We start from the raw sequence: 24,041 nt of genomic DNA, 5'->3' as shown, positions 1-24,041 counted from the left end.
CTGGCAGGGTTTCAGGCATCAGCACTGATAAGCTTCAAGCTCAACAGAGCTGATGGTAGCCAACGCATTGCTGGTGCTGTTTACAAAGCTGACGTGACCGTTGCTACCTTCAACAAGGACTGCCCGGACAATCTGATCAAATCCGATGCCTTCACGCATCATCGCATTCAATGCCATCTGCATCGGCGGCAGGCTGGGGTTGTAGGCAGCATTGCCGGCATAACGTCCGACAAATACATCACCCTCTTTGGTTTCCAGTGCGATGGCAGCCGGAGTATTACTGTAGGGTGCATAGGAGAGGTTGGCTTCTTTCAATGCACGCTGAACCAGCGCATCATCACTCTCCAGCGTCATGCCGTAATCCTTACCATCCAGCAGACCTTCTTCAATCCCCAGATCAGCAGGGCCAAAGGCGAACGGCAGGAAGTGGTTCAGGGTTTTTTCCGGAATATTGGGCAGGCGAATCAACAGATTTTCATTGTTGTTCATTTCAGTCATGAACTGGCGGCAATGACCACAGGGCGGCGCATTGACGGTCATACCCACCAGCTTGCGTTCTCCGGCCAGCCAGGCGTGGCTGATAGCAGACTGTTCAGCATGAACAGAGTGGAACAGCGCTTCGCCGCTCAGTTCCATATTAGCGCCCATATAGATATCACCGGATTCGCCATGGGCCAGACAGCCAACATAGAAATTTGAAATCGGGACATAGGCTAAAGCAGCCGCGATCGGCAGCAAGGCAAGAAACAGTTCGGAACCATTCAGTCCGGACTTTTCACTCAGTTCCTCAATCTGACCTGCTGTCAGATGCCCGGCAAAACGGGGGGTCAGCATCGGCGCAACAGCGTCCGCCAGTGCTTCGGGCATTTGAGATAATGCGTTGGTAAAACGGGGGTTCATCCTCAATCCTCAACGACCATTAACCAGAAAACACTGCCAGTCAGTTTAACCGGCTCTGGGGCGTTTAATTGAAAAACCACCGGGGAAGAGGGAGGACCGGAATAAAAATACTGACGGGCAGTATTCCTAGCGTTCAGCTTATTGAAGTCCTGCACAATAAGTAATGACACAAGTCATATCTCACGAGGATAGCCAAGGGGATAGTTGGGGAGATAACCCAGACCAGCCCGACCTAACACTCTTTACCTCATGGCCGATAGGAATCTCATGGGGCAGCGGGCTGTCGCTCCTGTTTTTTCAACAGGGATGTGAATGGCAGGGAGAAAGGCATGGGGCAAGGCACCAACGACTCAGGGAAGGATAACAGCAACAACAATGTTGTTGATATGTTTACCCGCAAGCCGATGGCTGCTGACGAACCCCAGAAAATAGTCCGGCTGGCACCCGAGCTGGACGGCCTCGAAATGCTCTATTCCAATGATGCCAATCCGGGCAAGCTGTTCAGTATGAAGATCCTGTGCTGGGCCATGTACCGGGACGGCTCCATTGACGCCATGGTGCCCTGGCTGAACGAGATTGTGCCCTGCCAGAAGTTGCAGGATCCATTGAATGGTCACTGGGAAGGTTTTTTTGATCCCTACAACGATCATGCTTTTTTTGAAGCGCCACTGCACAAGGTGGTAGAGCTTGAAAGCTCGGCTTCATATTTCAAGCATGATTCAACTGATCCTGCAGATATTGTGCAGGAAATTCCCGATCCAATAGGTACTCACGCCATTCTGACCAGCGATCACTTTCGCAGTATCACCCTGATTCATGTTACCAGCTGGCAACTCAGGGCTAACGGTGACCTGCTGGCCATGCTGGCCGATGAAAAGAAAGTGGAAAACACTCCGGTACTGATGGGCGATGCCTCATTATTTGCTGCCCAGAGACACCCAGACTTCAAGTACTTCTTCCACCATGTGATCGCCAACAAGATCAAGCATGGGGATGCAAATACCATCGAAGCATTCAGCAAGTTGCTTGATAACTAACAAATACCTGCCTTTCCCTACCCCACACTCATCAATTCAACTTATTCCATATACAAAAGCCGGTCTTAACCGGCTTTGCGAATGTAATAAAAATATTTGTCTTCCCGCGCTTCATTCTTCAACAGTTCATGTTCCAGAAAATTACAGAACTTGGGAATATCCCGCTGAGTGGAAGGATCGGTGGCAATAATTTCAAGCACTTCTCCGGCCGCCATATCGCGCACTTTATTATGAAGCAGCATCACCGGCTCAGGGCAACAGAGTCCGGTAGTATCCAGCTGATGATCGACGTTGAAATCCATTGAAGCACCTGCAATAAAATCAGCGCTAAATCTACCACCCGATCCGCCGCTATACCAGATAGGAAGTTACTGACAAGCCGTTGATGATAACCATTACAAATATCAGGGAAGAAACCGTGATCAAGGTAATTATCAAACGTTCCGTTGCCAGTGGGCTGGAAACACATTTTGATGCAGCCATCCAGCGCACACTGCATGAAGTGAATGAGGTTGAAGGTTATATTTCCGGAATTACGCTGCAACAGGTCAACCATCCCCGCAACCGGCTTGTGATTACAACATGGGAGAGTGAAGCCGACTGGAAAGCCTGGCAACACTCTGCAGCCCGGCAGCGACTGATCAGTACTATTAACCCAATGCTGGAAGAGCAGGAAAGCATTCAGGTTTACAGCATTTACAGCACCTGACCCAGCATTAGAAGATAAGTTCTTCTTAGAGCCTGTTCATAATCTTTCGCGGATAGCGAGAATGTTGAGAAAAGTCCCAGATTCTTCGATTTTTCGAGGCGCATAGTGGTTCTATGTAACGAGGAAAAGCGGAGAATCTGGGATTTTTATCGGCATTTGTAGCCCGCGATAAGATTGTGAACAGGCTCTTACAGTTGCTACTGGTTACCGGATTTATGCAATCCCAGATAGCGACTGTAAGTTCTCCCCATTGGATTCCCCCTCTGATAACCATCGACCTTACCACTAACAAGCCTGACATTTTTGGGGTGCACCACCGGAATCACCGGAACATCCTGAATCAGATTCTCTTCTGCCTGTGCCAGCAGGGACATACGCTGTACCGTATTGAACTCTCCACGAGACCGCTCCAGCAAATCATCAAAAACAGCACTTCGATAGAAACTGCGGTTATTCACTGAACTGCTATGCCATATATTCAGTAACGAAGCCGGATCGTTGTATGGCCCCCCCCAGCTCATCACGACCACATCGTAATCCCCGGCATTGAGCCTTTCGTAAAACACCTTGCGCTCATAGCCTTCCAGTTGTACCCGTATACCCAGATGACGCTGCCAGTTTTCCTGCGTCATCAAGGCCAGCCTTTTATCATTCTGGGCACTGTTACTGTATAGAATTCTCAGACTGGAAAGTCGACATTCAGGCTTTACCCTTTTGACTCGCTCCTGAACCGAAAGCCGGTAGAGATCAGGCAGTTGTGGTGAAAAGCCTTCATAGTGAGGCGGTGCTACCTGCCACGCAGGCTCGGACAGGCCGAGTATTCGGCTTTGTGCTATCGCTGCCCTGTCGACAGCCAGCGCAAGCGCTTGGCGATCTTGAGTTCTGCAGATTCTATTGATGTTAATAAATAACAGATAGACGCCCATGCCGGGTGAAGCATGCAGCGATTCAGGTTGATTTTTAAGCACCCAGTCCTGTTGCTCCCGGGTGATATTGCCACTCAAATGCACTTCACCGCTTCGAAATCGGGCCAGAGGATCACCACCCAACGCATAAGCAACTGAGTCCAGTCGTACTGTTTCATAATCCCGGTAATGGGGATTACGCTTGAGAACAATGCTTTCATTCACCCGCCACTGCTCAAGCCTGAACGCTCCATTGCCCACCATATTCTCTGGCAGAATCCAGCGACTCCCCTTTTCGGATATGACATGCTCGGGCACAGGTAAAAAACCATAAAAGGCCAGCAGCTCCAGAAAGTAAGCAACCGGATGCTCTAAGCTGATCTCAAGCTGACTATCATCAACTGCACGAACACCCAGCGCCTCAACCGGTTTTTCTCCCCGAATAACAGCACTGGCATTGGTTACATCCAGAGTTTCAAGAAACCAGGCATAGGCCGCTGCAGTTTTCGGGTCGGCCAACCGCCTGAAACTGTATTCAAAGTCTTTTGCTGTCAGTGGCCGGCCATCAGACCATTTCAGCCCGGGCTGTAAATGAAAGCGCCAGCGCCTGCCGTCTTCACTGACCTCCCAGGATGTGGCCTGTGCCGGTATCAGTTTGCCTTCATTACTGTAGGTCACGAGACCTTCAAACAGGTCGTACCCTACCCAGCCTTCATACCCCATTTCCATCAGTTGGGGATCAAGTGTTTCAGGCACGCCGTCCAGGGTACGTACCAGAGTATTCATTGATAAACGTTCAGTCCCCCAACCGCTCTGTGGAATGAACAAAAATGCCATCAACAAGAGAGAAACCAGGATACAAAGCAATCGTATATTTATGCGGCAATACATAACTTTACTCTGACTTGCGCTGGTACAAGAGAATATCTTCGACTTTTACATAGACACTTAACAAGCCGACTGTTTGTGTCGACTTCTAAGAGTACAATCAATTCGCACACTGACCATTCAAACACAGAGCCAGTAGCGAGACCTGTACTATCAGGGCCTGTGCTATCGGGACCTGTGCATCGGAATATTGTTTTAGCAGCCATGAACGAAGAGTCAGAAGAGTATGGATATTTTAGCGCTGTTAACAAAAATGAAGGGGCGGACACTGGGATTCGCTGAGTTTGAGCAACTCAAACAGGCCTTTACCAAACAGGATGAACACATCACCCGGCTGGAGGAGAACAACGCTCAGTTGCAAAGGCAGCTGGAAAGCTGTTCATCCGAGCTGCAGAAAATCAAGTCCGGCAAAATCATTATGCATGGATTGTTACCGGAACCGGCTATGCAGGCAGCCTCACCGGTTCCTCCGGAGCCTCTCTCCCGGATTGCAGCCAATGTGTTTGTCCGGATTATTGAAAAAGATCGCGACTACTTTTATAAAACGTCCGTTATCAAAATGATGAAACTGGGGACGCTGAAAACCGAGGCCGCACTGGATGAGCTGGAAGATCACGGTCTGATCAAGTCTCACTCGATTAACAGTACCTATGGCATGTACTACCGGCTGACACCCAAAGCCAAACGCACCCTGATTAAAGAGAGACCCCAATAACATCAGCACAACCCTGGAATTGACCCTGCAACATTATGTTGCCCCGCCCCAGAGCTCATAACCTGTTATCGCTTCCGGCGCTGTTTACCGGTAGTCTGGAACAAGTGGTAGTAAGAAATTGCATTCAAGCACCCGCTCAGGCCACAGCAGCCTGACTACCATAACAGGGATCCTATGGACAAACTGCGCGTACGCTACCAGACCATTGAGCTGGGAGATGATATTGATATCCACCTGCGTACATTAAGGGACCGTCAGCAGTATTACGACCATAATGGTATTGCAGCAAAAGCAGGCATTTCATCAGCCCTCTGGCCACTGTTCGGCATTGTATGGCCTTCAAGTATTGTACTGGCACATTACCTGCTGAATTATCCGACAAAAAACAAACGTATCCTTGAAGTTGGCTGTGGCATTGGTCTGGCCAGTCTGACTCTGAATCATCTTCAGGCCGATATCACTGCTACCGACTACCATCCGGAAGCAGGCAACTTTCTTGAGGTCAATAACCGGTTAAATGGTGGCAGCTCGATTCCTTTCCAGCGCGTTGACTGGAACCAACGCCATTCTGGACTAGGACAGTTTGATGTCATTATTGGCAGCGATCTTCTCTATGAAGACGCCCATGTATCACTACTGTCGAACTTTATTCTGCAACATACGCATGCTGATAGTGAGGTGATTATTGTTGACCCCGGCCGTGGACGCAGCCGGAAATTCATACGACAGATGCAGGAACAGGGCTATCAGTGCAAAGAACAACCCCAAAAACCTACAGACTATCTGGAGCAGCCTTTTAAAGGAGCTGTGCTGCATTTTTATCGCACAAACAGCGGCGGAAAACAGGAAGCTTGCTTCGAAAAAAAAGCAGAATAAACCTTTAGCGTTTAACCGCCTGAATAAAAATGATCCGGTCGGCAAACTCAACTGTCTGCCGGCCTGACAGTTGATTCTTTAACTCTTCGTATCCCTGAAGAAAAGCTTCTTCATCAATCATTGTTAACGTTGACAAAAAACGACTACTCACCATTTTCAGCCATTGCTCAGTCGGCATTTTAATTTCAAATTTTTCTTCTGTGCATTGAACCCTGAAACCTGCCTGCTGCAGTTCGGCAATCAACGTTTCACTATCAGGCTGGGTCCGGGCAAATTCTTCCAGCGCTGCGGCAAATAACGGGAATTCACTTTGTCTGGGGCGAGTTACAATCAATACCGAGCCTTTGACTGGCAGCGCATGATGCATGTTCTGCCATAACTGAGGCCGTTGCGGCAAATGATGAACAATTTCTTTCAGTAAAATTTTCTGTCCGGGTAGCGGTGACATGAAATACTGCTGCACATCAGCACAACATACTTTTATACCCGGCCGTTTCGCTGCCTCAGCCAGTAACTCCGGACAACGATCAACACAGACAACATCCGGCTTCAAGCCAGCCTGCTGACGCACCAGTTCAGAAAAAAGTCCGGTTCCTCCACCAATATCAACCAGCACATCTTCTGCTCCCAGCTGCAGCTGAAGACAAATCCGGTTTGCCAGCCACTCCCTGTAGCCTGAAGCAAAAAACCAGGCCTGATCAAAACCGGATCCCAGTTCTGCATAATGGCTGCTTGCGGTCTCTGCCTGCATTGAGCTCTCCCTCAATGACGGTATGGTTTTAGCGGGCAACTCTGCATAAGAGCTGCCCGAAATGAGCAACAGCAAAATTCCAGCATAAAGCCAGAAACTCATAACGTACACATACCTAGGGGCTGTTGACAATTAGACATACGACCAGCCGCTCATGGTTTACGTCAGGTTAGGCGCGAACTGTGCTGTGTGGTTATTCCACATAAACAGTGAGCAACGCGGCATGGCGTAAACCATGAGCGGCCCTTCGGGTTCATCACACAAGCCCTCATGCCGCGTTGAACGACTTGAGCGTGGAACCACCATGCCCTTCGCCGTTCGCCTTACCTGAGGGCTTGTGTGATGAACTGGTCGAATGTCTAATTGTCAACAGCCCCTAGGCAGGAACAATCAGAAATTAATGTAAAACCGGTGGCTGCTTCCAGACCACTCGCCCTGCCACCAGCATGGAAACCGAGCGCCCGAACATAAAGGTTATCATAGCAAGCCAGAGGCCATGGTTACCCATATCCTGAGTGAAGTACCATACTGGCAGGAAAACCAGTAACACACTGAAAATCATGGTGTGTTGCATCAAATCGGTACGAAGCGCTCCGATAAAAACCCCATCCAGCCAGTAACCGGTTACGGCTACTAATGGCATCAACTGCAACCAGGGCAGGAAAGCCAGCGCTTCCACTCTGACCGTTTCAATATCGGTCATAGCAGCAATTAGCAGTGGGCCTCCCAGTACAAAACCGGCAGTAAACAACAGCGCTCCAATCCACGACATAACACCTGTCAGGGCTACGGTTTTACGGAAGCTGGCGATATTTTTCTGTCCCAGTGCATGACCACAAAGCGATTCAGCGGCAAATGCCAGACCATCAAGCCCGTTCGCCACCAGCATCACCAGATTCAACAACAGTGCATTGGCTGCCAGCGTATTATCTCCCAGTTGGGCGCCTTTAGCGGTGAAAAATGCAAAGGTGAAAAGCACCAGCAACGTGCGCACGAAAAGATGACCGTTTACCCTGATAACCCGCCGCACCATTTCCCAGCTTTCTGCGGGTCGAAGATGCTGTGAAAGATTAAAAGCCATCTGGTGATTACTGAATACTTCTTTCACCAGCCAGAACCCAAGCAGTAATGTGCTCCAGTCCGCTATAACAGAAGCCAGTGCAGCGCCCCGGGTTGCCATGCCCAGTCCCAGAACAAAAAACAGATCCAGAACGATATTCAGCAGATTTGCTACGACCAGCAGGATCAAAGGCGCCCTTGGTTTGCCCATTCCCAACAGCCAGCCAAGAATGACGTAATTGGCCAATACAGCCGGGGAACCGATCAGCCGGGTTTGAAAATAAATCACCGCCTGCTCACTGACGGCACCACTGGCACCAAACCAGCCCAGCATATGACCAGTCAGCAGATATGAGGCCGGAATCAACAGCAATGCACAGGCCAATCCCAGCATTAAAGAATTGAGCAAAATCGAAACCTGAGCAGTCTGATCTCCTTTACCGGCTTCCCGTGCCACCAGCCCGGCAGTACCCATTCTCAGGAAACCAAAGGCCCACATAATCGTGGTAAAGATCGTGGTGCCGATCGCAACACCACCCAGATAGATTTCAGAATCCAGATGCCCCAGTACCGCCGCATCGACCAGTCCAAGCATTGGCACGGTGATATTGGCCAGCGTTACTGGCCAGGAGAAATCCCAGATTTTTTTTAATTCTTTGTACAAAGAAAGACAGCCTGCAGTTAGTGGGGAAAGGTATGATTTTCCACTAACTGCAGGCTGTCTTTCTATCCTTATTTATCGTAAATACAGGGCGGGTTAACGATTGTGTATATATTCGGCAATGGTTTCCACTGCAGTTGCAATATGCTTTTCATGACTGAAGCCGGATGCCTTGCGCGGTTTGAGATCATGATTACCATCTTCCAGCCAGCACAGGTTTAACTGCTCAGGTAAGTCATACCCCTCAACTTCTTCCCTGCTGCCCATAGGATCGCGACTTCCCTGACAAATCAAGGTGGGAACACTTATATCCGGCAAGTGCTCAATTCGAAGCTTGTCGGGCTTACCGATAGGGTGAAACGGATAACCCAGACAAGCGACACCCACTACCGGCAGGGTTTTGTCTTCATCACTCTCGGCACCGGACATCAACACTGTTGCCATCCGTCCACCCATGGATTTACCACCAATCCATACCCGGGCACCGGTATCTGCAGAGACCTTCTCTACAACACTGCGCCAGGTATCCAAAAGAACCGGCTGACGATCAGGTGGTCGCTTTTTGCCACTGGTTTGACGACCCGCCATATAGGGAAACTCAAACCTGACCACATGAATGCCCTGCTCACACAACAGTGATGCAATGTCGTCCATAAAGGGAGAGTCCATGGCAGCACCGGCGCCATGAGCCAGAATCAATACCGGAGAGCCCGCTTTATCCGGCTTGTTATGAATCAGCTCCAATTTTTATTTCCCTTTAAATTACCAGACGAATGCCCTGATATCCGGCCCAGGTTCCCAGCAGACAGATCAATACACTGGCCAGAATATACACGACAGCCTCTACCGGCTGGTCAGACTGCAGCAACCTGAAAGCGTCCAGTGAAAATGTTGAAAAAGTTGTTAGCGCCCCCAGCATGCCGGTGATCGCGAAACTTTTCCAGACCGGTGGCAACATGGATTTTTCAACCAGGCAGTACCAGCCAATGCCAATCAGGATTGAGCCGATAATATTGACCGTCAGAGTTGGCAAGGGAAACAGATGAGCATTACGTGACTCGGCAAACAGCTCGTAGACACGAACCCGGATCAGGGCGCCCAAGGCTCCGCCCAGAGCAACAGCAAGATAGTTCAGCATAGATAGTCAAGATTCAGAATGCATCACTTTCCTGAAATACCTTCAGGAGATAGTGACATAACAATGAAAGGTCATAGGATAAACTACTGTAACACAATTGCAGGCTATACGATTTGATCTGTCACACTCTGACAGATCCGGAATATATCCTGTCACACATCAATATTGTTTTGACATGCCCTTGATGTGCCGCGTAGCTGCTGTTTTACTCTGCGGGTTTACAGTCTACCCGGAAAATGACCCATGCCTACTCCGCAGTCCGGCATCACCCCGGAAGCCAATACCGATGCCCTGTTTATCACCCTGCTGGCCAATAACGACGCTGAAAGTCTGAATCATATCCGGCAGCAGCTTGCCGCGATTCCTGCTCTGACCGAAACACTGGCCACTCAACATCCGGATGCCCGACTCAGCAGCACTGTCAGCATTGGCAGTCTGATCTGGGATGCCCTTTACCCGCATGCACGCCCGACTGAACTGAAGCCGTTTCAGGCCATTCGCGATGCTGAACGGCTGGCACCGGCAACGCCCGGCGATATCTTTCTGCATATCCGCTCAAACCGCAAAGACCTGAATTTCGAGCTGGCCTCGATCATTCTGGATGAGTTGGAAGGCAGCGTTATGCTGGAAGAGGAGATCACTGGATTCCGCTACATGGATTCCCGTGATATGACCGGCTTTGTGGACGGCACCGAAAACCCGGAAGGCGACAACCGGGCACTTGTCGCTCTGGTTGGTGAACAGGATTCAGCATTTACCGGTGGCAGCTATATCAGCCTGCAGCGCTATGTACATGATATGGTTAGCTGGAATCATGAGCCGGTTGAATACCAGGAAGAGGTCATTGGCCGTACCAAGCAGGACAACATTGAGTTCAGCGCGGAACAGAAGGCTCCCACCGCCCATATCAAGCGGGTCAACCTGAAAGATGAGCAGGGTCGCAGCCGGGAAATTCTCCGCCACAGCATGCCCTATGGTGACATGGACGAACGTGGACTGTTTTTCATTGCCTATGCCCGCACTCCGTCGATCTTCAACGATATGCTGGCAGCCATGATGCAGTCAGACGCACATGGTCATTATGATCATCTGATGAATTACACCACCGCGGTTACCGGTGGTGAATTCTTTGCACCTTCAATCGAGTTCCTGCAACAAAATACTGTACCGATTTCCGGGTAACAGGCGCATTGAAATAGCAGACAGTTTCCGAATAATTGACAGAGGGAACTCAACCGATGTGATTGTCAGCAAATCTGTAGCTGACAATCACTAAAAAGACACTTACAAACACTTACTTTCCGATAAACGGTAACCTTCCCAAAACACAGCCATTCGCGCCAATTTACGTGATGTTAGCGCCAACATACCTGCAAGTTCATGACAGTAAAAAAAAGAATAAAACTCTTTACTTATAATGATCCGTTATTTTCCTTACGTCTTTGATACAAATCATTGAATTTGACCCTGTGTTTCCTCACAATGGCGCCGCACAAAATACGTATAAACCGAGCACGGATCCGGATAATGATGACAGAAGCAATGCATCCTACATACAACTACAAGGTCGTGCGGCAATTTGCCGTTATGACTGTAGTTTGGGGGATTGTTGGCATGGCAGTGGGGCTGTTAATCGCTGCCCAGCTGGTATTCCCGGCCCTCAACCTCGATCTGCCGTGGACGAGTTTTGGCCGTCTGCGACCTCTTCATACCAACGCTGTAATCTTCGCCTTTGGCGGTTCAGCACTGTTTGCCACATCCTATTATGTGGTTCAGCGTACCTGTCAGGCTCGCCTGATTTCCGACAAACTGGCTGCCTTTACCTTCTGGGGCTGGCAACTGGTAATTTTGCTGGCAGCAATTACCCTCCCTCTGGGTATGACCAGCAGTAAGGAATACGCCGAACTGGAATGGCCAATTGACATTCTGATCACCATTGTCTGGGTCGCATATATCTTTGTGTTCTTCGGCACACTGATCAAGCGTAAGACCAAGCACATCTATGTAGCCAACTGGTTCTTCGGTGCATTCATTATTGCCATTGCCATGCTGCACATTGTTAACAACATGGCGCTTCCGGTTACCGCTTTCAAGTCTTACTCTGCATACGCCGGTGCGATGGATGCTTCCATCCAGTGGTGGTACGGCCATAACGCCGTAGGCTTCATGTTGACTGCCGGCTTCCTGGGCATGATGTACTACTTCGTACCGAAGCAGGCTGAACGTCCGGTTTACTCTTATCGCCTGTCCATCGTCCACTTCTGGGCACTGATTGCGATCTACATCTGGGCCGGCCCGCACCACCTGCACTATACCGCTCTGCCTGACTGGGCTCAGAGCATTGGTATGGTTATGTCCCTGATTCTGCTGGCTCCGTCCTGGGGTGGCATGATCAACGGTATGATGACCCTGTCCGGCGCATGGCACAAACTGCGTACTGACCCGACCCTGCGTTTCCTGGTGGTATCCCTGTCCTTCTACGGCATGTCCACCTTCGAAGGCCCGATGATGGCCATCAAGACTGTTAACGCCCTGTCTCACTACACCGACTGGACCATCGGTCACGTACACTCCGGCGCTCTCGGCTGGGTTGCCATGGTAACCATCGGCTCCATGTATCACCTGATTCCGCGCCTCTGGGGCCAGACCCAGATGTACAGCGTAACCCTGATCAACGCTCACTTCTGGCTGGCTACCATCGGTACTGTACTGTACATCGCCGCACTGTGGGTTAACGGTATTACCCAGGGTCTGATGTGGCGTGCAGTGAACAGCGACGGCACCCTGATGTACAGCTTTGTTGAATCTGTTGTGGCCAGCGGCCCGGGTTACATTGTTCGTGCTATTGGCGGCGCATTCTTCCTGACAGGTATGTTCCTGATGGCATACAACGTCTGGCGTACGATTTCTCAGGCCAAAGCGGCGGAGAACAAAGGACACTCAGCCACCCTCGAAGCTTCAGCTTAAGCGGGACGTGGGGGAATAAATCAATGAAAAAACACGACATCGTAGAAAAGAATGCCGGCCTGCTGATGGTTTTCATCGTCATCGCTATCAGCTTTGGCGGTCTGGTTGAACTGGTACCCCTGTTCTTCCAGGATGAAACCACCAAGCCGGTTGACGGCCTCAAGCCGTACACCGCACTGCAGCTGGAAGGCCGCGACATCTATATCCGTGAAGGCTGTGTTGGCTGTCACTCCCAGATGATCCGCCCGCTGCGTGCTGAAGTTGAGCGTTACGGTCACTACTCTGTAGCCGGTGAAAGCGTTTGGGAATTCCCGTTCCTGTGGGGCTCCAAGCGTACCGGCCCTGACCTGGCCCGTGTTGGTCAGCGTTACTCTGACGACTGGCACCGTGCTCACCTGTACAACCCGCGTGACGTAGTTCCTGAATCTGTTATGCCTTCTTATCCCTGGCTGAATACTGCCAAGCTGGACGGCAAGGACACTGCAGCCAAGATGACGGCAATGCAGACCCTGGGTGTTCCTTACACCGATGAACAGATCGCTGCCGGCCCGGACGAAGTCCGTGGCAAGACTGAAATGGACGCCATCGTTGCCTACCTGCAGTCTCTGGGCACCGTGATCGACAAGAGGCGTTGATTATGGATATCAACACTCTCAGAGGGCTGGCGACCGTGCTCGCCGCCATCGCCTTTATCGGTGTAAGCCTGTGGGCTTACAGCAGCCACCGCAAGACCGCTTTTAATGAAGCAGCCAACCTGCCGTTTGCAGATGACGATCTGGCAGAAGGGATAACACACAGCAAGCAGGAGAAGAACAACAATGAGTAGTTTCTGGAGCGGGTGGATCATTGTTCTGACCCTGACATGCCTGGGTCTGGTAACATATTTGCTTTACAGCACCGTCAAGAGCCAGCGTAAAGAACTGACCGACGAAACTACCGGTCACGCTTTCGATGGTATCGAAGAGTACGACAATCCTATGCCACAGTGGTGGACCTGGATGTTTGTCCTCACCCTGCTGTTTGCTGTCGTTTACTTCTTCCTGTACCCGGGTCTGGGTTCCTGGAAAGGTTACCTCGGCTGGACTTCTGCCGGTGAACTGGAAGCGGCACAGGCCAAGCACGATCGCAAGTACGGTGAACAGTTCCGCAGTCTGGCTGCCAAGTCTGTAGACGAGCTACTGGAAAACCCGAAGGCTCTGGCTATGGGTGAGCGTGTCTTCACCAACAACTGTGCAATCTGTCACGCCTCTGACGCTCGTGGCAGCTTTGGCTTCCCGAACCTGCGTGATGGCGACTGGCTGTACGGTGGCGAATTCGACACCATCAAGGCCACTCTGCTGCACGGCCGTCAGGGTCAGATGCCAGCCTGGGGTCCTGTTCTTGGTGAGAAAGGCGTGGCTCAGGTCAGTGCCTTTGTTCGCAACATGAGCGGTATCGACACCGGTGCCAGCGCAGCTGATCTGGAAGCCGGTAAAGGCCTGTACCAGACCACCTGTTCTGTATGTCACGCTGCTGACGGTAGCGGTAACAAGGCACTGGGTGCTCCGAACCTGACTGACAACACCTGGCTGTACGGTTCTTCCAAGGCACAGGTTGAATACACTGTTCGTAACGGTCGTAACGGTGTAATGCCTCCCTGGGAAGCCATTCTGGGTGAAGAGAAGGTTCACCTGGTTTCTGCCTACATCTACAGCATCTCCCGCGGCAAAGGCACTCCTGCTGACGCTGCAGCCGAGAAGTAAGCACCAGACGCCTGTCTTATGATGTGACAGGCAATACAAGGTGTTTTTCCTGTCATGGCGGGTTTTCCCGCCATGACAGTTTTTATACACACACAAAATTCCGCTTCGGAGTACACTATGAGACCTCAGGATGGCACCGGGAAACAAGCCGGTTCACCAAAGGACCCCCAACTCATACCTCTTCACCAGAAGCCGGATAAAATCTACACGCGATCGTTTGAAGGTTTTTACCGCAACCTGCGCATAGCAGGCGGCGCGTTACTCTTTATTCTTTATTTCGGTGTCCTCTGGCTGGAATGGGAAGGTCGCCAGGCCGTCCTGTTTGATTTGCCAGCCCGAAAGTTCCACGTCTTTGGAATTACATTCTGGCCCCAGGATTTCATGATGCTGTCCTGGACCCTGATTATCTGTGCCTTTGGCCTTTTCTTTATTACTGTACTGGCAGGCCGGGTATGGTGCGGTTACACCTGCCCGCAAAGTGTCTTCACCTGGGTTTACATGTGGGCCGAGCGCGTCACCGAGGGTGATCGCAACAAGCGCATGAAGCGTGACAAGGGCCCGATGAGTGTTGAAAAGCTGTGGCGAAAAGCCGCCAAACACAGCCTCTGGTTCAGTGTTGCCCTGGTAACCGGTATTACCTTTGTCGGCTACTTCACTCCGATCAAGGAACTCATTCCGGCACTGCTGTCGTTTGATGCAGGCTCCTGGGCTCTGTTCTGGATCGGCTTTTTCACTGTTGCTACTTATCTGAACGCCGGCTGGCTGCGTGAAAATGTCTGCATGCACATGTGCCCCTATGCCCGCTTCCAGAGCGTTATGTTTGACTCCGACACCCTGACTATCTGGTACGACCAGAAGCGTGGTGAAAATCGCGGTCCCCGTAAGCGCGGTATGGATTACAAAGAGAAAGGCCTGGGCGACTGTATCGATTGTAAAGCCTGTGTTCACGTCTGCCCCACCGGCATTGATATCCGTGAAGGTCTGCAGTACGAATGTATCGGCTGTGCTGCCTGTGTCGATGCCTGCGACACCATTATGGAAAAGATGGGTTACGACAAGGGTCTGGTACGTTACACATCAGCCAACGAGCTCGATGGCAAGAAGACCCATCTGCTGCGTCCCCGCATGATCGGTTACTTCACCGCGCTGGTGATTATGATCAGCACCCTGATCTGGAACCTCGACCACCGCGTGCCTTATGAGCTGGGTGTGCAGAGAGACCGTAACTCGCTGTTTACTGAAAACCGGTTTGGCCAGATTGAGAACGTTTATCAGCTGAAACTGATCAACAAGGATCAGCAGTCTCACGACTTTACTGTGAGTGTTTCCGGCTTCCCCGGACTGGTTTATAACGGCCCGACCAAAGTCAGTGTTTCGACTGGCGGTGTTGAAACTGTGCCGGTGCGTATTGCAATTGATCCGGCGAAACTGAAAGATTCCGGTTCAATCAACCTGACCTTTACCATCAGTCCGGAACTGGATGCCGATGACGGCTATCCGGATATTTCGATCAACAGCAGTTTTATTGCACCGCAATAACAGGGAAGTGAAAGCACATCTGCTGACTCTGGCAGGGGTGTGCTTTCCTGAAGCCTTAACCAACAGTGTGACTGTCAGGATTATAATTTCAGGGGTCACACTGATTGGTATCAGGCTCAAAAATCAGGTAAAAAGGCTGCAGCACAGCCCGAGGTAGTGAAAGAATGACGGCAAAGCCGCGCGACGAAGATGTTTCTGTCTGGTACAAGGAACCCTGGCCCTGGTTTATTATCGGCATCATGCTGGTGACATTTGCCTGGGGATTTGTCCAGGTCAGCGTTTCCATGAAACAAGCTGACACTGTCGTCAAAGACAATTACTACAAAGCCGGACGTGCAATTAATGCCGATCTGGCCCGCGACAAAAACGCTGCCGAACTGAATCTGAAAGCTGTGGTCAGCATGGATCGACTGACCGGTGAAGTACATGTCCGGCTGAGTGGTGACAATCCGGAACAGGCTGACAAGCTGTTGCTTCGCATCATGTCTCCGACTCTGGCTCGACAGGATGACGAAATCACCCTGCGCCTGAGTGCAACCGGCAGCTATGTCGGACAACTCAACAAATCCCATTACGGCCGCCGCTATATTCAGCTGGAAACCCTGCAGGGTGCAGAGGTTCTGGCTCATGAACAGTCACTCAAAGGCTGGCGACTGGATCAGGAAGTTCAGTTCGAAGAAAATCCTGAAAACGAAGTACACAGTTTCACCCTTGCCCCGGATACTCACCTATGAGTGATTCCGCCCCGCATTCCGACTCCCATTGCTACCACTGCCATCTTCCGATCGAAGATGGCAGGGTATGGACCGCACAGATTAACGGTGAAGATCGCCCGATGTGCTGTCCCGGCTGCAAGACCGTAGCCGAAGCTATTGCCGGGGGCGGCTTGACCAATTATTACCAGTATCGTACCGAACCCGCCTCACAGCAGCAGCCGGATCAACGTCTGCTGCAAGAACTTGAGCTGATGGATCGGGACGATATTCAGGCAGATTTTGTCCGCACACTTCAGGACGAGGGCCTGCGTGAAGCCAATCTGCTGATTGAAGGCATTACCTGTGCAGCCTGTATCTGGCTGCTGGAAAATCATGTTTCATCCCAACCCGGGGTTGAGAGTTTCAGCGTAAATCTCAGTACCCACGGCGCGGAACTACGCTGGGATCCTGAAACAACCAGCTTAAGCAAGCTGTTACTCGCCGTTCACCAGATTGGCTATAAGCCTCATCCCTGGCGCTCGGATCATCAGGAACACCTGCTTCGCAAGGAACAGCGTCAGGCTATACGACGACTTGCTGTTGCCGGTATCGGTGCAATGCAGGTCATGATGTATGCCATCGCCCTTTATGCCGGCGCGATTCAACAGGATATGGAGGCCCAGTATCAGAGCCTGATCCGCTGGGTCAGCGCTCTGGTATCAACACCGGTAGTGATATATGCCGCAGCGCCCTTCTTTCAGGCCGCCTGGCGTGATATCAAGGTACGTCATCTGAGTATGGATGTACCGGTTGCCATCGCCATTGGCGGTTCATGGATTGCCAGCCTGTGGGCTACCTGGCAGGGGGGCGGCGAAGTCTATTACGACTCGGTGAGCATGTTTACCTTCTTTCTGTTGCTAGGACGCTTTCTGGAAATGCGGGCCCGGCACCGTACCAGCCGTTCCGGCCAGACCTTGCATAACTTGATGCCTGCCAGCTGTCTCCGGTTTGAAGATGATCGGTTTGTCCGGGTTCCGGTACGCGATCTGAAACCGGGCGACAAGGTAAGAGTACTGGTTGGTGAGGCGATGCCGGCAGACGGTATTCTGCTGAGCGGTCATACCAGCGTAAATGAGTCTGCACTGACCGGTGAATATATGCCGGTCACCCGCCGTGAAGGCGAAACGGTTATGGCAGGCAGCCTCAATATCGAGCAACCGATAGAGCTTGAAGTCAGGCAGACCGGTCAAGAAACCCGAATATCCACCATTGTCCGCCTGCTGAATCGTGCTGCAGCAGAAAAACCACAGGTTGCGGGACTGGCCGACCGTATTGCATCCTGGTTTGTCGGCGCCGTACTACTGACCGCTGTCGTTGTTTTCTGCGCCTGGACCTGGCTTGGTTCAGATCATGCCTTCTGGATTACGCTATCGGTATTGGTAGTAACCTGCCCCTGCGCCCTGTCACTGGCCACACCGACAGCATTGACCGCCGCTACCGGAACACTGCAAAAGGCAGGACTGCTTGTCACCCGGGGGCATGTACTTGAAACCCTGGATCAGGTAACCCACGTCGTCTTTGACAAAACCGGTACGCTGACAGCTGGCCAGCTGACACTGAAAGAGATTCACCCCTGCTCCGGAACCAATCTCACAAAAACTGAACTGATGAATATTGCTTCCGCACTAGAGCAGCATTCAGAACACCCGATTGCCCGCGCCTTTGATGCCAAAATTCAGCTACAGGCTGACCAGGTTAAAACCTTTACCGGAGAGGGGCTGGAAGGTGTTATCGATGGCAGACAGTACCGGATTGGCAAACCCGAGTTTGCAGTACCTGGCCAAAAACCGTCTGGCCAAAACCTGTCACCTCCTGAAAATGAAGGTCAGTGGTTACTGCTGGCTGAACAGCAGAATCCAATCTGCTGGTTCAGGCTGGATGACCAGCTTCGCCCTGAAGCACCAGGACTGGTAAAGCAGCTACAACAACTGGGACTAAACGTTGAGTTACTGAGCGGCGACCGGGAACCTGTGGTCGCGGCTATGGCTGAAAAGCTGGGCATCGACCGTTATCAAGGTGCTATGTCTCCCGATCAGAAAATGCAGCGAGTCAGCAAACTGCAGGAAGGCGGTGCCCGGGTATTAATGGTCGGCGACGGTATTAATGATGTCCCGGTACTCGCCCGCGCCGACATATCTCTTGCGATGGGAGAGGCAACTGATCTGGCCAGAACCAGTGCCGATGCGGTATTAATGCAGGGCGGTTTGACGCATATCAGTACAGCTTTAGGTATTGCCCGTCAGACTCGTCATATCATTCGCCAGAATCTGGGTTGGGCTCTGCTGTATAATTTGCTGGCTCTTCCGCTGGCAGCCGCAGGCTGGATTGCACCCTGGATGGCCGCCATCGGCATGGCAACCAGCTCCCTGATTGTAGTGGGCAACGCCTCACGCCTTTCCCGCATGCCAGTCAAGCAAAGCGCTGACAAAGACACTCATCAGGATCCGGTACTGCAGCAATCACCTCGTGGAGTTGCTTCGTGAATAGTCTTTTTATTCTGATCCCTGTTGCTGTCGTATTTGTTGCGGTTGCCGTCTGGGTACTGTTCAAGGCAGTGGACAATGGTCAGTTTGATGACCTGGAAGGACCAGCTTACAGCATCCTGTACGATGATGATGAAGAGGCCAGCCTGGCCTCTGAATATGGCAAGCAACCAAACGACAATAGCCGTAACACGGACAAATCCTGACGATGCCACTGCCTGAAGTTGCCCAGGCTGTCACAGCCTTTTCCCTTGGCTTACTGGGCAGTGCCCATTGCATCGGCATGTGCGGAGGCATTACCACTGCACTCGGAGCCGGCATGCCTTCCGGCCAGCATCGTTCGGCAGCAGTATTACCCATGCTGCTGGCCTACAATACCGGACGCATCTTCAGCTATGCAGTAGCCGGTAGCCTTGTTGGCTCATTTGGCTGGCTGGCAGCTTCCAACCCTGCCGGCGCGATAGCATTGCGCTGGCTGGCCGGGTTGATGCTGGTGTTTATGGGGCTCTATATAGGCGGTTGGTGGCGAATCCTGACCCGGCTGGAACAGGCTGGCGGCATATTATGGAAACAGGTTCAGCCAATGGCTTCCCGCTTGCTTCCCGCCAAGAACCCGCTGCAGGCACTGCTACTGGGTGGACTCTGGGGCTGGCTTCCGTGCGGACTGGTATACAGCACGTTGATTTGGAGCGCATCTTCAGGGGATGGCTTGCAGTCCGGTATACTGATGGCTTTCTTCGGCCTCGGCACACTGCCATCACTATTACTCACAGGCATGCTGGCGAGCCAACTGACCTCGATTATGCAGAAACGTCAGGTGCGCACGACAGCCGCACTGATCGTCATCGGATGTGGGTTATGGACAATTCCGGGGCCGCATCAGGCATTTTTCATGTAGCAGCAGCTATATAAAAGCTTTTATACAAAAAAAGCTGAGTTCTGGCATATATCGTCCTGATATTGCCTAAATAAATTTTTATGCGCCTACAGTAATTTAGTAGTCACTTTGGCATACTGATGCCGAAAACTGACTTACAGCATCAAAACCGATTATTTTAACAGTTAATAAAGACCATGGCGTACGTGTTGATACATATCAAGACGCGTGTTTGGCTTTATTTATAAACTGTCAGCGCCTTTTCTGAATGTAATAGTTTTTCATTTAGTTGAATAAGAAAGGATTTCAGAAAAGCACAATCACTGCCCGTCATGGGTACTAGTATAACGATAAGGCTTGGAACAGGTTTTCACCATGACGAATGAGCTGATTTGGGATAAAGAGCTGATCAAACGCTATGACACGGCGGGACCACGCTATACCTCATACCCGACAGCTGTCCAGTTTACCGAAGATTTGGGGCCGGATGCCTATATAGAGGCAGCTGCCCGCAGTCGCGACAAAAACAGTCCTTTGTCGCTTTATATTCACATCCCGTTCTGCTCCACCATATGTTACTACTGCGCTTGTAACAAAATTATTACCAAACGCCGGGAGCAGGCAGAACCCTATCTGCAGCATCTGTATAAAGAGATCGAGATGCAGTCCCGCCTGTTCAGCCGCGATCAGGTTGTTGAGCAGCTGCACTTTGGCGGTGGCACACCGACGTTTCTGTCTCCGGAACAGATGCAGAACCTGATGGATCATATCGGCAAGCATTTTAGCCTGGCTGATGGTCGCTCTTCAGACTTCTCAATCGAGATTGATCCCCGTGAAGCCGATTGGGGTACCATCTGCCACCTGCGTGATCTGGGCTTTAACCGGATCAGTCTTGGTGTTCAGGACTTTGATATCAAGGTTCAGAAAGCAATCAACCGGATCCAGAGTCAGGAAATGACCCAGTCCATTCTGGATGCCGCACGCACCATGTGCTTCCGTTCCATCAATATGGATCTGATCTATGGCCTGCCGCATCAGAATTGCGAGTCATTTCTGAAAACAGTCGACACGGTGATTGAAATGCGTCCGGACCGTATTTCGGTCTTCAACTATGCGCACCTGCCGGAACGCTTCAAACCCCAACGTCGCATCAATGAAGCCGACCTGCCTTCACCGGAAGAAAAACTGAAGATTCTGGAACAGACCACCACCCGCCTGCAGCAGGCCGGTTATGTTTACATTGGCATGGATCACTTCGCCCTGCCGGATGATGAACTGGCCATGGCTCAGGAAAACGGGACCCTGCATCGTAACTTCCAGGGTTATACCACTCACAGTCACTGCGACCTGATTGGTTTGGGTGTGTCGTCCATTGGCAAGGTTGACGGTTGCTATGTCCAGAACCCGGTACGAATGGAGCCTTATATGGAAGCCATCGACGGCGACCGGTTGGCATACTACCGTGGACTGCAGATGACCGACGACGATCATTTGCGCCAGCAGGTGATTAACGAACTGATCTGTCACTTCAAGCTTGATATATCAGGCATTGAAAGCAGCTTTTTAATCGACTTTTATGCCTATTTTGCTGACACAATACCGGCATTAGAGCAGATGCAAGCTGACGGTTTGCTGACATTTTCTAACAACAAAATATCAGTACTCCCGGCAGGCAGACTGTTAATCCGCAATATCTGCATGTTGTTTGATGCCCACCTGAACAAAAAAACACACAAAAACAGATACTCCCGGGTTATTTAGCACACAATATAACCTGAGATTCTTACCACAATCTGTAAACATTGACTTCGGTCATTACCATCTTACAGATTGTGGTTCATTCGCATAGAATGGCCTCAATCGACTCGAAAGCCGCTAACACCGTGCGTTCCATCACGTTTTATTGATGATTTCGCCGGCGTATTAGCGACTACCGGGTAAACGAAGTGTAAATCGATGACAGCTACCGTTTACCTTGAGCAATATGAGCTTTTTAGCCATACCAGCGACTCTTATCTTTCGAAGAAGAAAGCAAGGTACCTGGGTATGACTGTTTGAGAGGCCTCTTTTGATGACATCCAAACTGAACCTCCGCCAAACACCAGTCAGACAGGCCAACGTCCGTCAATGTACGAATGTTTCCTGCAAGGACTGCAGCCTGAGCCCATTGTGCCTGCCCACGGCACTGCGCTTTGAGGAAGACATCATCAATCTCGACCATATAATCAAACGTGGTCGTCCATTGAAAAAGGGTGAACACCTTTTTCTTGAAGGTGATGCTTTCACTTCGGTGTTTGCCGTACGTTCCGGTTCCCTGAAAACCTACACCTCTACTAATGAAGGTGAAGAACAGATTACCGGCTTCCATCTTCCCAGCGAGCTGGTAGGCCTGAGCGGCATGGATACCGATCACTACCCGGTATCAGCCCAGGCAATGGAAACCACCATGGTGTGTGAGATTCCATTCGACAAGCTGGAAGAACTGGCTTTAGAACACCCTCAACTGCGTCGCCAGCTGATGTGTGTGATGAGCAAGGAAATTCGTGATGATCAGCAGATGATGCTGCTGCTCAGCAAGAAAAACGCTGACGAACGGATTGCCACCTTCCTGGTGAACCTGGCATCCCGCTTCCGTCGTCGCGGTTTTTCTTCCCAGTCTTTCCGCCTGTCCATGTCCCGTAATGAAATGGGCAACTATCTCGGACTGGCAGTTGAGACTGTGAGCCGGGTATTTACCCGCTTCCAGAAGCAGGATCTGATTCATGCGGTCGGCAAGGAAATCGAAATCCTTGATCCGCAGGCCCTGAGCCGTATGGCCGGTGGCAAAGCCCGCGATCAGATCGAACTGACTTCAGTTCACTAAGCTTCTTGCTACCTGCCAGCGCTGAATAATCCGGTGCTGGCAGGAATAATCCTACCCACACCATTCCCTGCTTTAGCACTCCTTTCTTTTATCTGGCTACAGTTGAATTCTGGCAGGCCGATAGTTGTTTCTAACTGTGATCAGAACGATCCCACACAACGATCTTCTCAAAGAACGGAATCTGTCATGGGCATTTGTGCCGACGAGCTTCGCCGTTACGTAGTAAGACCAACCCTGCGCCACCTGGGACAATGGAGCCAAGCCGCTGAAAACCTGCTTCTGGGTACAGCAGCCCAGGAATCCGGTCTCGGCTTTCATCTCAAACAGGCCAACCACAGGGCGTTGGGTATCTATCAGATCAGCCCCCGAATGCATAAAAATGTATGGGATAAATATCTGGCTCAGGATCCGGAATTGGCAAGCAAGATCAGGGGATTGGCCAGCCAGCGGGAATTTCTGGCTCACCCCCACCTGGAGCTAGCCACTAACCTGTCCTATGCCACCGCCATTGCCTGGGTGATTTATCTGAGAACCGGGCACCCGCTACCGGCACAGGCTGCGGAAGATCTGAACCTGTTGGGGCGCTACTGGCATCGCCACTATCACAGTCACGCCCACGGTACAGTTGAAGCCTTTGTAGCCAATTACCATACCCTGATTCTGGAAGAGACCCAGATTCAGTCACTGGGTCAGACTGGTGCACACAAAATTACGGCCTGGCAGCATTAAAGCCGGGTCAGCTTGCTTCATTGGCACATTTCACGCACAACGCTGCATAGGGCATGATTTCGAGCCGTGCTTCCGGAATATCAACGCCGCAGCGCTCGCAGATCCCGTAATCCCCCTCATTCAGGCGATCCAGCGCTTTAACGACCTGGCGTAATTCCAGTTCGGTTTCATTGCCCAGCGCATCCAGCACTTCATCGTTTTCCCGCTCCTGGGCCTGCTCGGACCAGTCTGCACTGGCCTTCTTGCTGACATCCCGGGTAATTTTACCCAGCCGGGTTTCCAGCTCAGTACGACGGCTGGTCAGGATCTGCTGAAATTTGTCAAAACGGCTCATTGTATTTTTCTTCCTCTACATTTCATGCAGCGTCCTTGCATTTTAGGTCGTAGCCGCCCCTCCGCTAGACAAATTCATAAAGCGCATAACGCTCCCTGAATGCCGGCTACGGC

General features: G+C 51.3%; 25 protein-coding genes. 17 read left to right on the top strand and 8 right to left on the bottom strand.

Annotated elements, in window-relative coordinates; translation table 11 throughout:
- Positions 1–18 precede the first annotated feature (18 nt).
- Positions 19–900 carry a cytidine deaminase gene (gene cdd, locus ACYZZ0_RS09860; RefSeq protein WP_461536447.1) on the bottom strand — a complete coding sequence of 294 codons (882 nt, stop codon included), beginning with the start codon at positions 898–900 and terminating at the stop codon, positions 19–21.
- Positions 901–1,229: 329 nt separating this feature from the next.
- Between cdd and ACYZZ0_RS09855 the strand changes: the two genes are divergently transcribed.
- Positions 1,230–1,937: a hypothetical protein gene (locus ACYZZ0_RS09855; protein ID WP_461536446.1), complete on the top strand. Its 708-nt coding sequence runs from the start codon at positions 1,230–1,232 to the stop codon at positions 1,935–1,937.
- A 65-nt stretch (positions 1,938–2,002) separates the two neighbouring features.
- On the opposite strand, the gene tusA is transcribed toward ACYZZ0_RS09855, so the two are convergent.
- Positions 2,003–2,239, bottom strand: coding sequence for a sulfurtransferase TusA (tusA, locus tag ACYZZ0_RS09850; protein WP_461536445.1), 237 nt, complete (start codon positions 2,237–2,239; stop codon positions 2,003–2,005).
- Between the two features lie 83 nt (positions 2,240–2,322).
- Here tusA and ACYZZ0_RS09845 point away from each other — a divergent pair, with 83 nt between their 5' ends.
- Positions 2,323–2,646, top strand: coding sequence for an antibiotic biosynthesis monooxygenase family protein (locus ACYZZ0_RS09845; RefSeq protein WP_461536444.1), 324 nt, complete (start codon positions 2,323–2,325; stop codon positions 2,644–2,646).
- 197 nt (positions 2,647–2,843) lie between these two features.
- On the opposite strand, the gene ACYZZ0_RS09840 is transcribed toward ACYZZ0_RS09845, so the two are convergent.
- Positions 2,844–4,337, bottom strand: a complete 1,494-nt coding sequence (locus tag ACYZZ0_RS09840; RefSeq protein WP_461536443.1) for a peptide ABC transporter substrate-binding protein — start codon at positions 4,335–4,337, stop codon at positions 2,844–2,846.
- Between the two features lie 328 nt (positions 4,338–4,665).
- Here ACYZZ0_RS09840 and ACYZZ0_RS09835 point away from each other — a divergent pair, with 328 nt between their 5' ends.
- Together ACYZZ0_RS09835 and ACYZZ0_RS09830 are read left to right on the top strand one after the other, a co-directional pair.
- The gene (locus tag ACYZZ0_RS09835) at positions 4,666–5,154 is read left to right on the top strand and encodes a hypothetical protein (RefSeq protein ID WP_461536442.1); all 489 of its coding nucleotides are present in this window, start codon (positions 4,666–4,668) and stop codon (positions 5,152–5,154) included.
- Positions 5,155–5,328: 174 nt separating this feature from the next.
- Complete coding sequence (locus ACYZZ0_RS09830; protein ID WP_461536441.1) at positions 5,329–6,030, top strand: class I SAM-dependent methyltransferase; 702 nt, start codon at positions 5,329–5,331, stop codon at positions 6,028–6,030.
- A 4-nt stretch (positions 6,031–6,034) separates the two neighbouring features.
- Here the strand turns inward: ACYZZ0_RS09830 and ACYZZ0_RS09825 are convergent, their stop codons facing one another.
- From ACYZZ0_RS09825 to crcB, 4 genes are all read right to left on the bottom strand, one after another.
- Complete coding sequence (locus ACYZZ0_RS09825) at positions 6,035–6,781, bottom strand: class I SAM-dependent methyltransferase (protein ID WP_461536440.1); 747 nt, start codon at positions 6,779–6,781, stop codon at positions 6,035–6,037.
- Positions 6,782–7,178: 397 nt separating this feature from the next.
- Positions 7,179–8,504 carry an MATE family efflux transporter gene (locus ACYZZ0_RS09820; RefSeq protein WP_461536439.1) on the bottom strand — a complete coding sequence of 442 codons (1,326 nt, stop codon included), beginning with the start codon at positions 8,502–8,504 and terminating at the stop codon, positions 7,179–7,181.
- Positions 8,505–8,597: 93 nt separating this feature from the next.
- Complete coding sequence (locus ACYZZ0_RS09815) at positions 8,598–9,245, bottom strand: alpha/beta family hydrolase (protein WP_461536438.1); 648 nt, start codon at positions 9,243–9,245, stop codon at positions 8,598–8,600.
- A 13-nt stretch (positions 9,246–9,258) separates the two neighbouring features.
- Entirely contained in the window at positions 9,259–9,639 is a 381-nt protein-coding gene (gene crcB, locus ACYZZ0_RS09810; protein ID WP_461536437.1) for a fluoride efflux transporter CrcB, read from the bottom strand.
- Positions 9,640–9,882: 243 nt separating this feature from the next.
- Here crcB and ACYZZ0_RS09805 point away from each other — a divergent pair, with 243 nt between their 5' ends.
- The 13 genes from ACYZZ0_RS09805 to ACYZZ0_RS09745 all read left to right on the top strand — a co-directional run bounded on the left by ACYZZ0_RS09805 (position 9,883) and on the right by ACYZZ0_RS09745 (position 23,594).
- On the top strand, positions 9,883–10,821 hold the full coding sequence (locus tag ACYZZ0_RS09805; protein ID WP_461536436.1) for a Dyp-type peroxidase: 939 nt from the start codon (positions 9,883–9,885) through the stop codon (positions 10,819–10,821).
- 345 nt (positions 10,822–11,166) lie between these two features.
- On the top strand, positions 11,167–12,606 hold the full coding sequence (gene ccoN / locus ACYZZ0_RS09800; RefSeq protein WP_461536435.1) for a cytochrome-c oxidase, cbb3-type subunit I: 1,440 nt from the start codon (positions 11,167–11,169) through the stop codon (positions 12,604–12,606).
- 23 nt (positions 12,607–12,629) lie between these two features.
- Positions 12,630–13,241, top strand: coding sequence for a cytochrome-c oxidase, cbb3-type subunit II (gene ccoO / locus ACYZZ0_RS09795; RefSeq protein ID WP_461536434.1), 612 nt, complete (start codon positions 12,630–12,632; stop codon positions 13,239–13,241).
- A gap of 2 nt (positions 13,242–13,243) precedes the next feature.
- Positions 13,244–13,432: a cbb3-type cytochrome oxidase subunit 3 gene (locus tag ACYZZ0_RS09790; RefSeq protein ID WP_461536433.1), complete on the top strand. Its 189-nt coding sequence runs from the start codon at positions 13,244–13,246 to the stop codon at positions 13,430–13,432.
- Positions 13,425–14,348, top strand: coding sequence for a cytochrome-c oxidase, cbb3-type subunit III (ccoP, locus tag ACYZZ0_RS09785; protein ID WP_461536432.1), 924 nt, complete (start codon positions 13,425–13,427; stop codon positions 14,346–14,348). The genes ACYZZ0_RS09790 and ccoP overlap by 8 nt, the downstream gene beginning before the upstream one ends.
- Before the next feature lie 117 nt (positions 14,349–14,465).
- Complete coding sequence (ccoG, locus tag ACYZZ0_RS09780; protein WP_461536431.1) at positions 14,466–15,887, top strand: cytochrome c oxidase accessory protein CcoG; 1,422 nt, start codon at positions 14,466–14,468, stop codon at positions 15,885–15,887.
- Between the two features lie 164 nt (positions 15,888–16,051).
- Positions 16,052–16,621, top strand: coding sequence for a FixH family protein (locus ACYZZ0_RS09775; RefSeq protein ID WP_461536430.1), 570 nt, complete (start codon positions 16,052–16,054; stop codon positions 16,619–16,621).
- Positions 16,618–19,125, top strand: coding sequence for a heavy metal translocating P-type ATPase (locus ACYZZ0_RS09770; RefSeq protein WP_461536429.1), 2,508 nt, complete (start codon positions 16,618–16,620; stop codon positions 19,123–19,125). The genes ACYZZ0_RS09775 and ACYZZ0_RS09770 overlap by 4 nt, the downstream gene beginning before the upstream one ends.
- Positions 19,122–19,331, top strand: a complete 210-nt coding sequence (gene ccoS / locus ACYZZ0_RS09765) for a cbb3-type cytochrome oxidase assembly protein CcoS (RefSeq protein WP_461536428.1) — start codon at positions 19,122–19,124, stop codon at positions 19,329–19,331. The genes ACYZZ0_RS09770 and ccoS overlap by 4 nt, the downstream gene beginning before the upstream one ends.
- Before the next feature lie 2 nt (positions 19,332–19,333).
- Positions 19,334–20,023, top strand: a complete 690-nt coding sequence (locus tag ACYZZ0_RS09760) for a sulfite exporter TauE/SafE family protein (RefSeq protein ID WP_461536427.1) — start codon at positions 19,334–19,336, stop codon at positions 20,021–20,023.
- Between the two features lie 354 nt (positions 20,024–20,377).
- On the top strand, positions 20,378–21,763 hold the full coding sequence (gene hemN, locus ACYZZ0_RS09755; RefSeq protein WP_461536426.1) for an oxygen-independent coproporphyrinogen III oxidase: 1,386 nt from the start codon (positions 20,378–20,380) through the stop codon (positions 21,761–21,763).
- A gap of 310 nt (positions 21,764–22,073) precedes the next feature.
- Positions 22,074–22,865: a fumarate/nitrate reduction transcriptional regulator Fnr gene (gene fnr, locus ACYZZ0_RS09750; protein WP_461536425.1), complete on the top strand. Its 792-nt coding sequence runs from the start codon at positions 22,074–22,076 to the stop codon at positions 22,863–22,865.
- Between the two features lie 186 nt (positions 22,866–23,051).
- A complete protein-coding gene (locus ACYZZ0_RS09745; RefSeq protein ID WP_461536424.1) occupies positions 23,052–23,594 on the top strand; it encodes a hypothetical protein in 543 nt (180 codons plus the stop codon).
- A gap of 7 nt (positions 23,595–23,601) precedes the next feature.
- On the opposite strand, the gene ACYZZ0_RS09740 is transcribed toward ACYZZ0_RS09745, so the two are convergent.
- Positions 23,602–23,928 (bottom strand): TraR/DksA family transcriptional regulator, encoded by a 327-nt coding sequence (locus ACYZZ0_RS09740; protein ID WP_461536423.1) that lies wholly within the window; start codon positions 23,926–23,928, stop codon positions 23,602–23,604.
- Positions 23,929–24,041: the final 113 nt, after the last annotated feature.

Origin of the sequence: Spongorhabdus nitratireducens (genome assembly GCA_947387575.1) — a bacterium.
GTDB lineage: Bacteria > Pseudomonadota > Gammaproteobacteria > Pseudomonadales > Endozoicomonadaceae > CANDOC01.
This window is presented reverse-complemented; position numbering and strand designations above follow the sequence as displayed.

Bases quoted from the DNA above. Each gene is read 5' to 3' on its own strand.
- cdd (WP_461536447.1), bottom strand. From the start codon at position 900: ATGAACCCCCGTTTTACCAACGCATTATCTCAAATGCCCGAAGCACTG.
- ACYZZ0_RS09855 (WP_461536446.1), top strand. From the start codon at position 1,230: ATGGGGCAAGGCACCAACGACTCAGGGAAGGATAACAGCAACAACAAT.
- tusA (WP_461536445.1), bottom strand. From the start codon at position 2,239: ATGGATTTCAACGTCGATCATCAGCTGGATACTACCGGACTCTGTTGC.
- ACYZZ0_RS09845 (WP_461536444.1), top strand. From the start codon at position 2,323: ATGATAACCATTACAAATATCAGGGAAGAAACCGTGATCAAGGTAATT.
- ACYZZ0_RS09840 (WP_461536443.1), bottom strand. From the start codon at position 4,337: ATGAATACTCTGGTACGTACCCTGGACGGCGTGCCTGAAACACTTGAT.
- ACYZZ0_RS09835 (WP_461536442.1), top strand. From the start codon at position 4,666: ATGGATATTTTAGCGCTGTTAACAAAAATGAAGGGGCGGACACTGGGA.
- ACYZZ0_RS09830 (WP_461536441.1), top strand. From the start codon at position 5,329: ATGGACAAACTGCGCGTACGCTACCAGACCATTGAGCTGGGAGATGAT.
- ACYZZ0_RS09825 (WP_461536440.1), bottom strand. From the start codon at position 6,781: ATGCAGGCAGAGACCGCAAGCAGCCATTATGCAGAACTGGGATCCGGT.
- crcB (WP_461536437.1), bottom strand. From the start codon at position 9,639: ATGCTGAACTATCTTGCTGTTGCTCTGGGCGGAGCCTTGGGCGCCCTG.
- ACYZZ0_RS09805 (WP_461536436.1), top strand. From the start codon at position 9,883: ATGCCTACTCCGCAGTCCGGCATCACCCCGGAAGCCAATACCGATGCC.
- ccoN (WP_461536435.1), top strand. From the start codon at position 11,167: ATGATGACAGAAGCAATGCATCCTACATACAACTACAAGGTCGTGCGG.
- ccoO (WP_461536434.1), top strand. From the start codon at position 12,630: ATGAAAAAACACGACATCGTAGAAAAGAATGCCGGCCTGCTGATGGTT.
- ACYZZ0_RS09790 (WP_461536433.1), top strand. From the start codon at position 13,244: ATGGATATCAACACTCTCAGAGGGCTGGCGACCGTGCTCGCCGCCATC.
- ccoP (WP_461536432.1), top strand. From the start codon at position 13,425: ATGAGTAGTTTCTGGAGCGGGTGGATCATTGTTCTGACCCTGACATGC.
- ccoG (WP_461536431.1), top strand. From the start codon at position 14,466: ATGAGACCTCAGGATGGCACCGGGAAACAAGCCGGTTCACCAAAGGAC.
- ACYZZ0_RS09775 (WP_461536430.1), top strand. From the start codon at position 16,052: ATGACGGCAAAGCCGCGCGACGAAGATGTTTCTGTCTGGTACAAGGAA.
- ACYZZ0_RS09770 (WP_461536429.1), top strand. From the start codon at position 16,618: ATGAGTGATTCCGCCCCGCATTCCGACTCCCATTGCTACCACTGCCAT.
- ACYZZ0_RS09760 (WP_461536427.1), top strand. From the start codon at position 19,334: ATGCCACTGCCTGAAGTTGCCCAGGCTGTCACAGCCTTTTCCCTTGGC.
- hemN (WP_461536426.1), top strand. From the start codon at position 20,378: ATGACGAATGAGCTGATTTGGGATAAAGAGCTGATCAAACGCTATGAC.
- fnr (WP_461536425.1), top strand. From the start codon at position 22,074: ATGACATCCAAACTGAACCTCCGCCAAACACCAGTCAGACAGGCCAAC.
- ACYZZ0_RS09745 (WP_461536424.1), top strand. From the start codon at position 23,052: ATGGGCATTTGTGCCGACGAGCTTCGCCGTTACGTAGTAAGACCAACC.
- ACYZZ0_RS09740 (WP_461536423.1), bottom strand. From the start codon at position 23,928: ATGAGCCGTTTTGACAAATTTCAGCAGATCCTGACCAGCCGTCGTACT.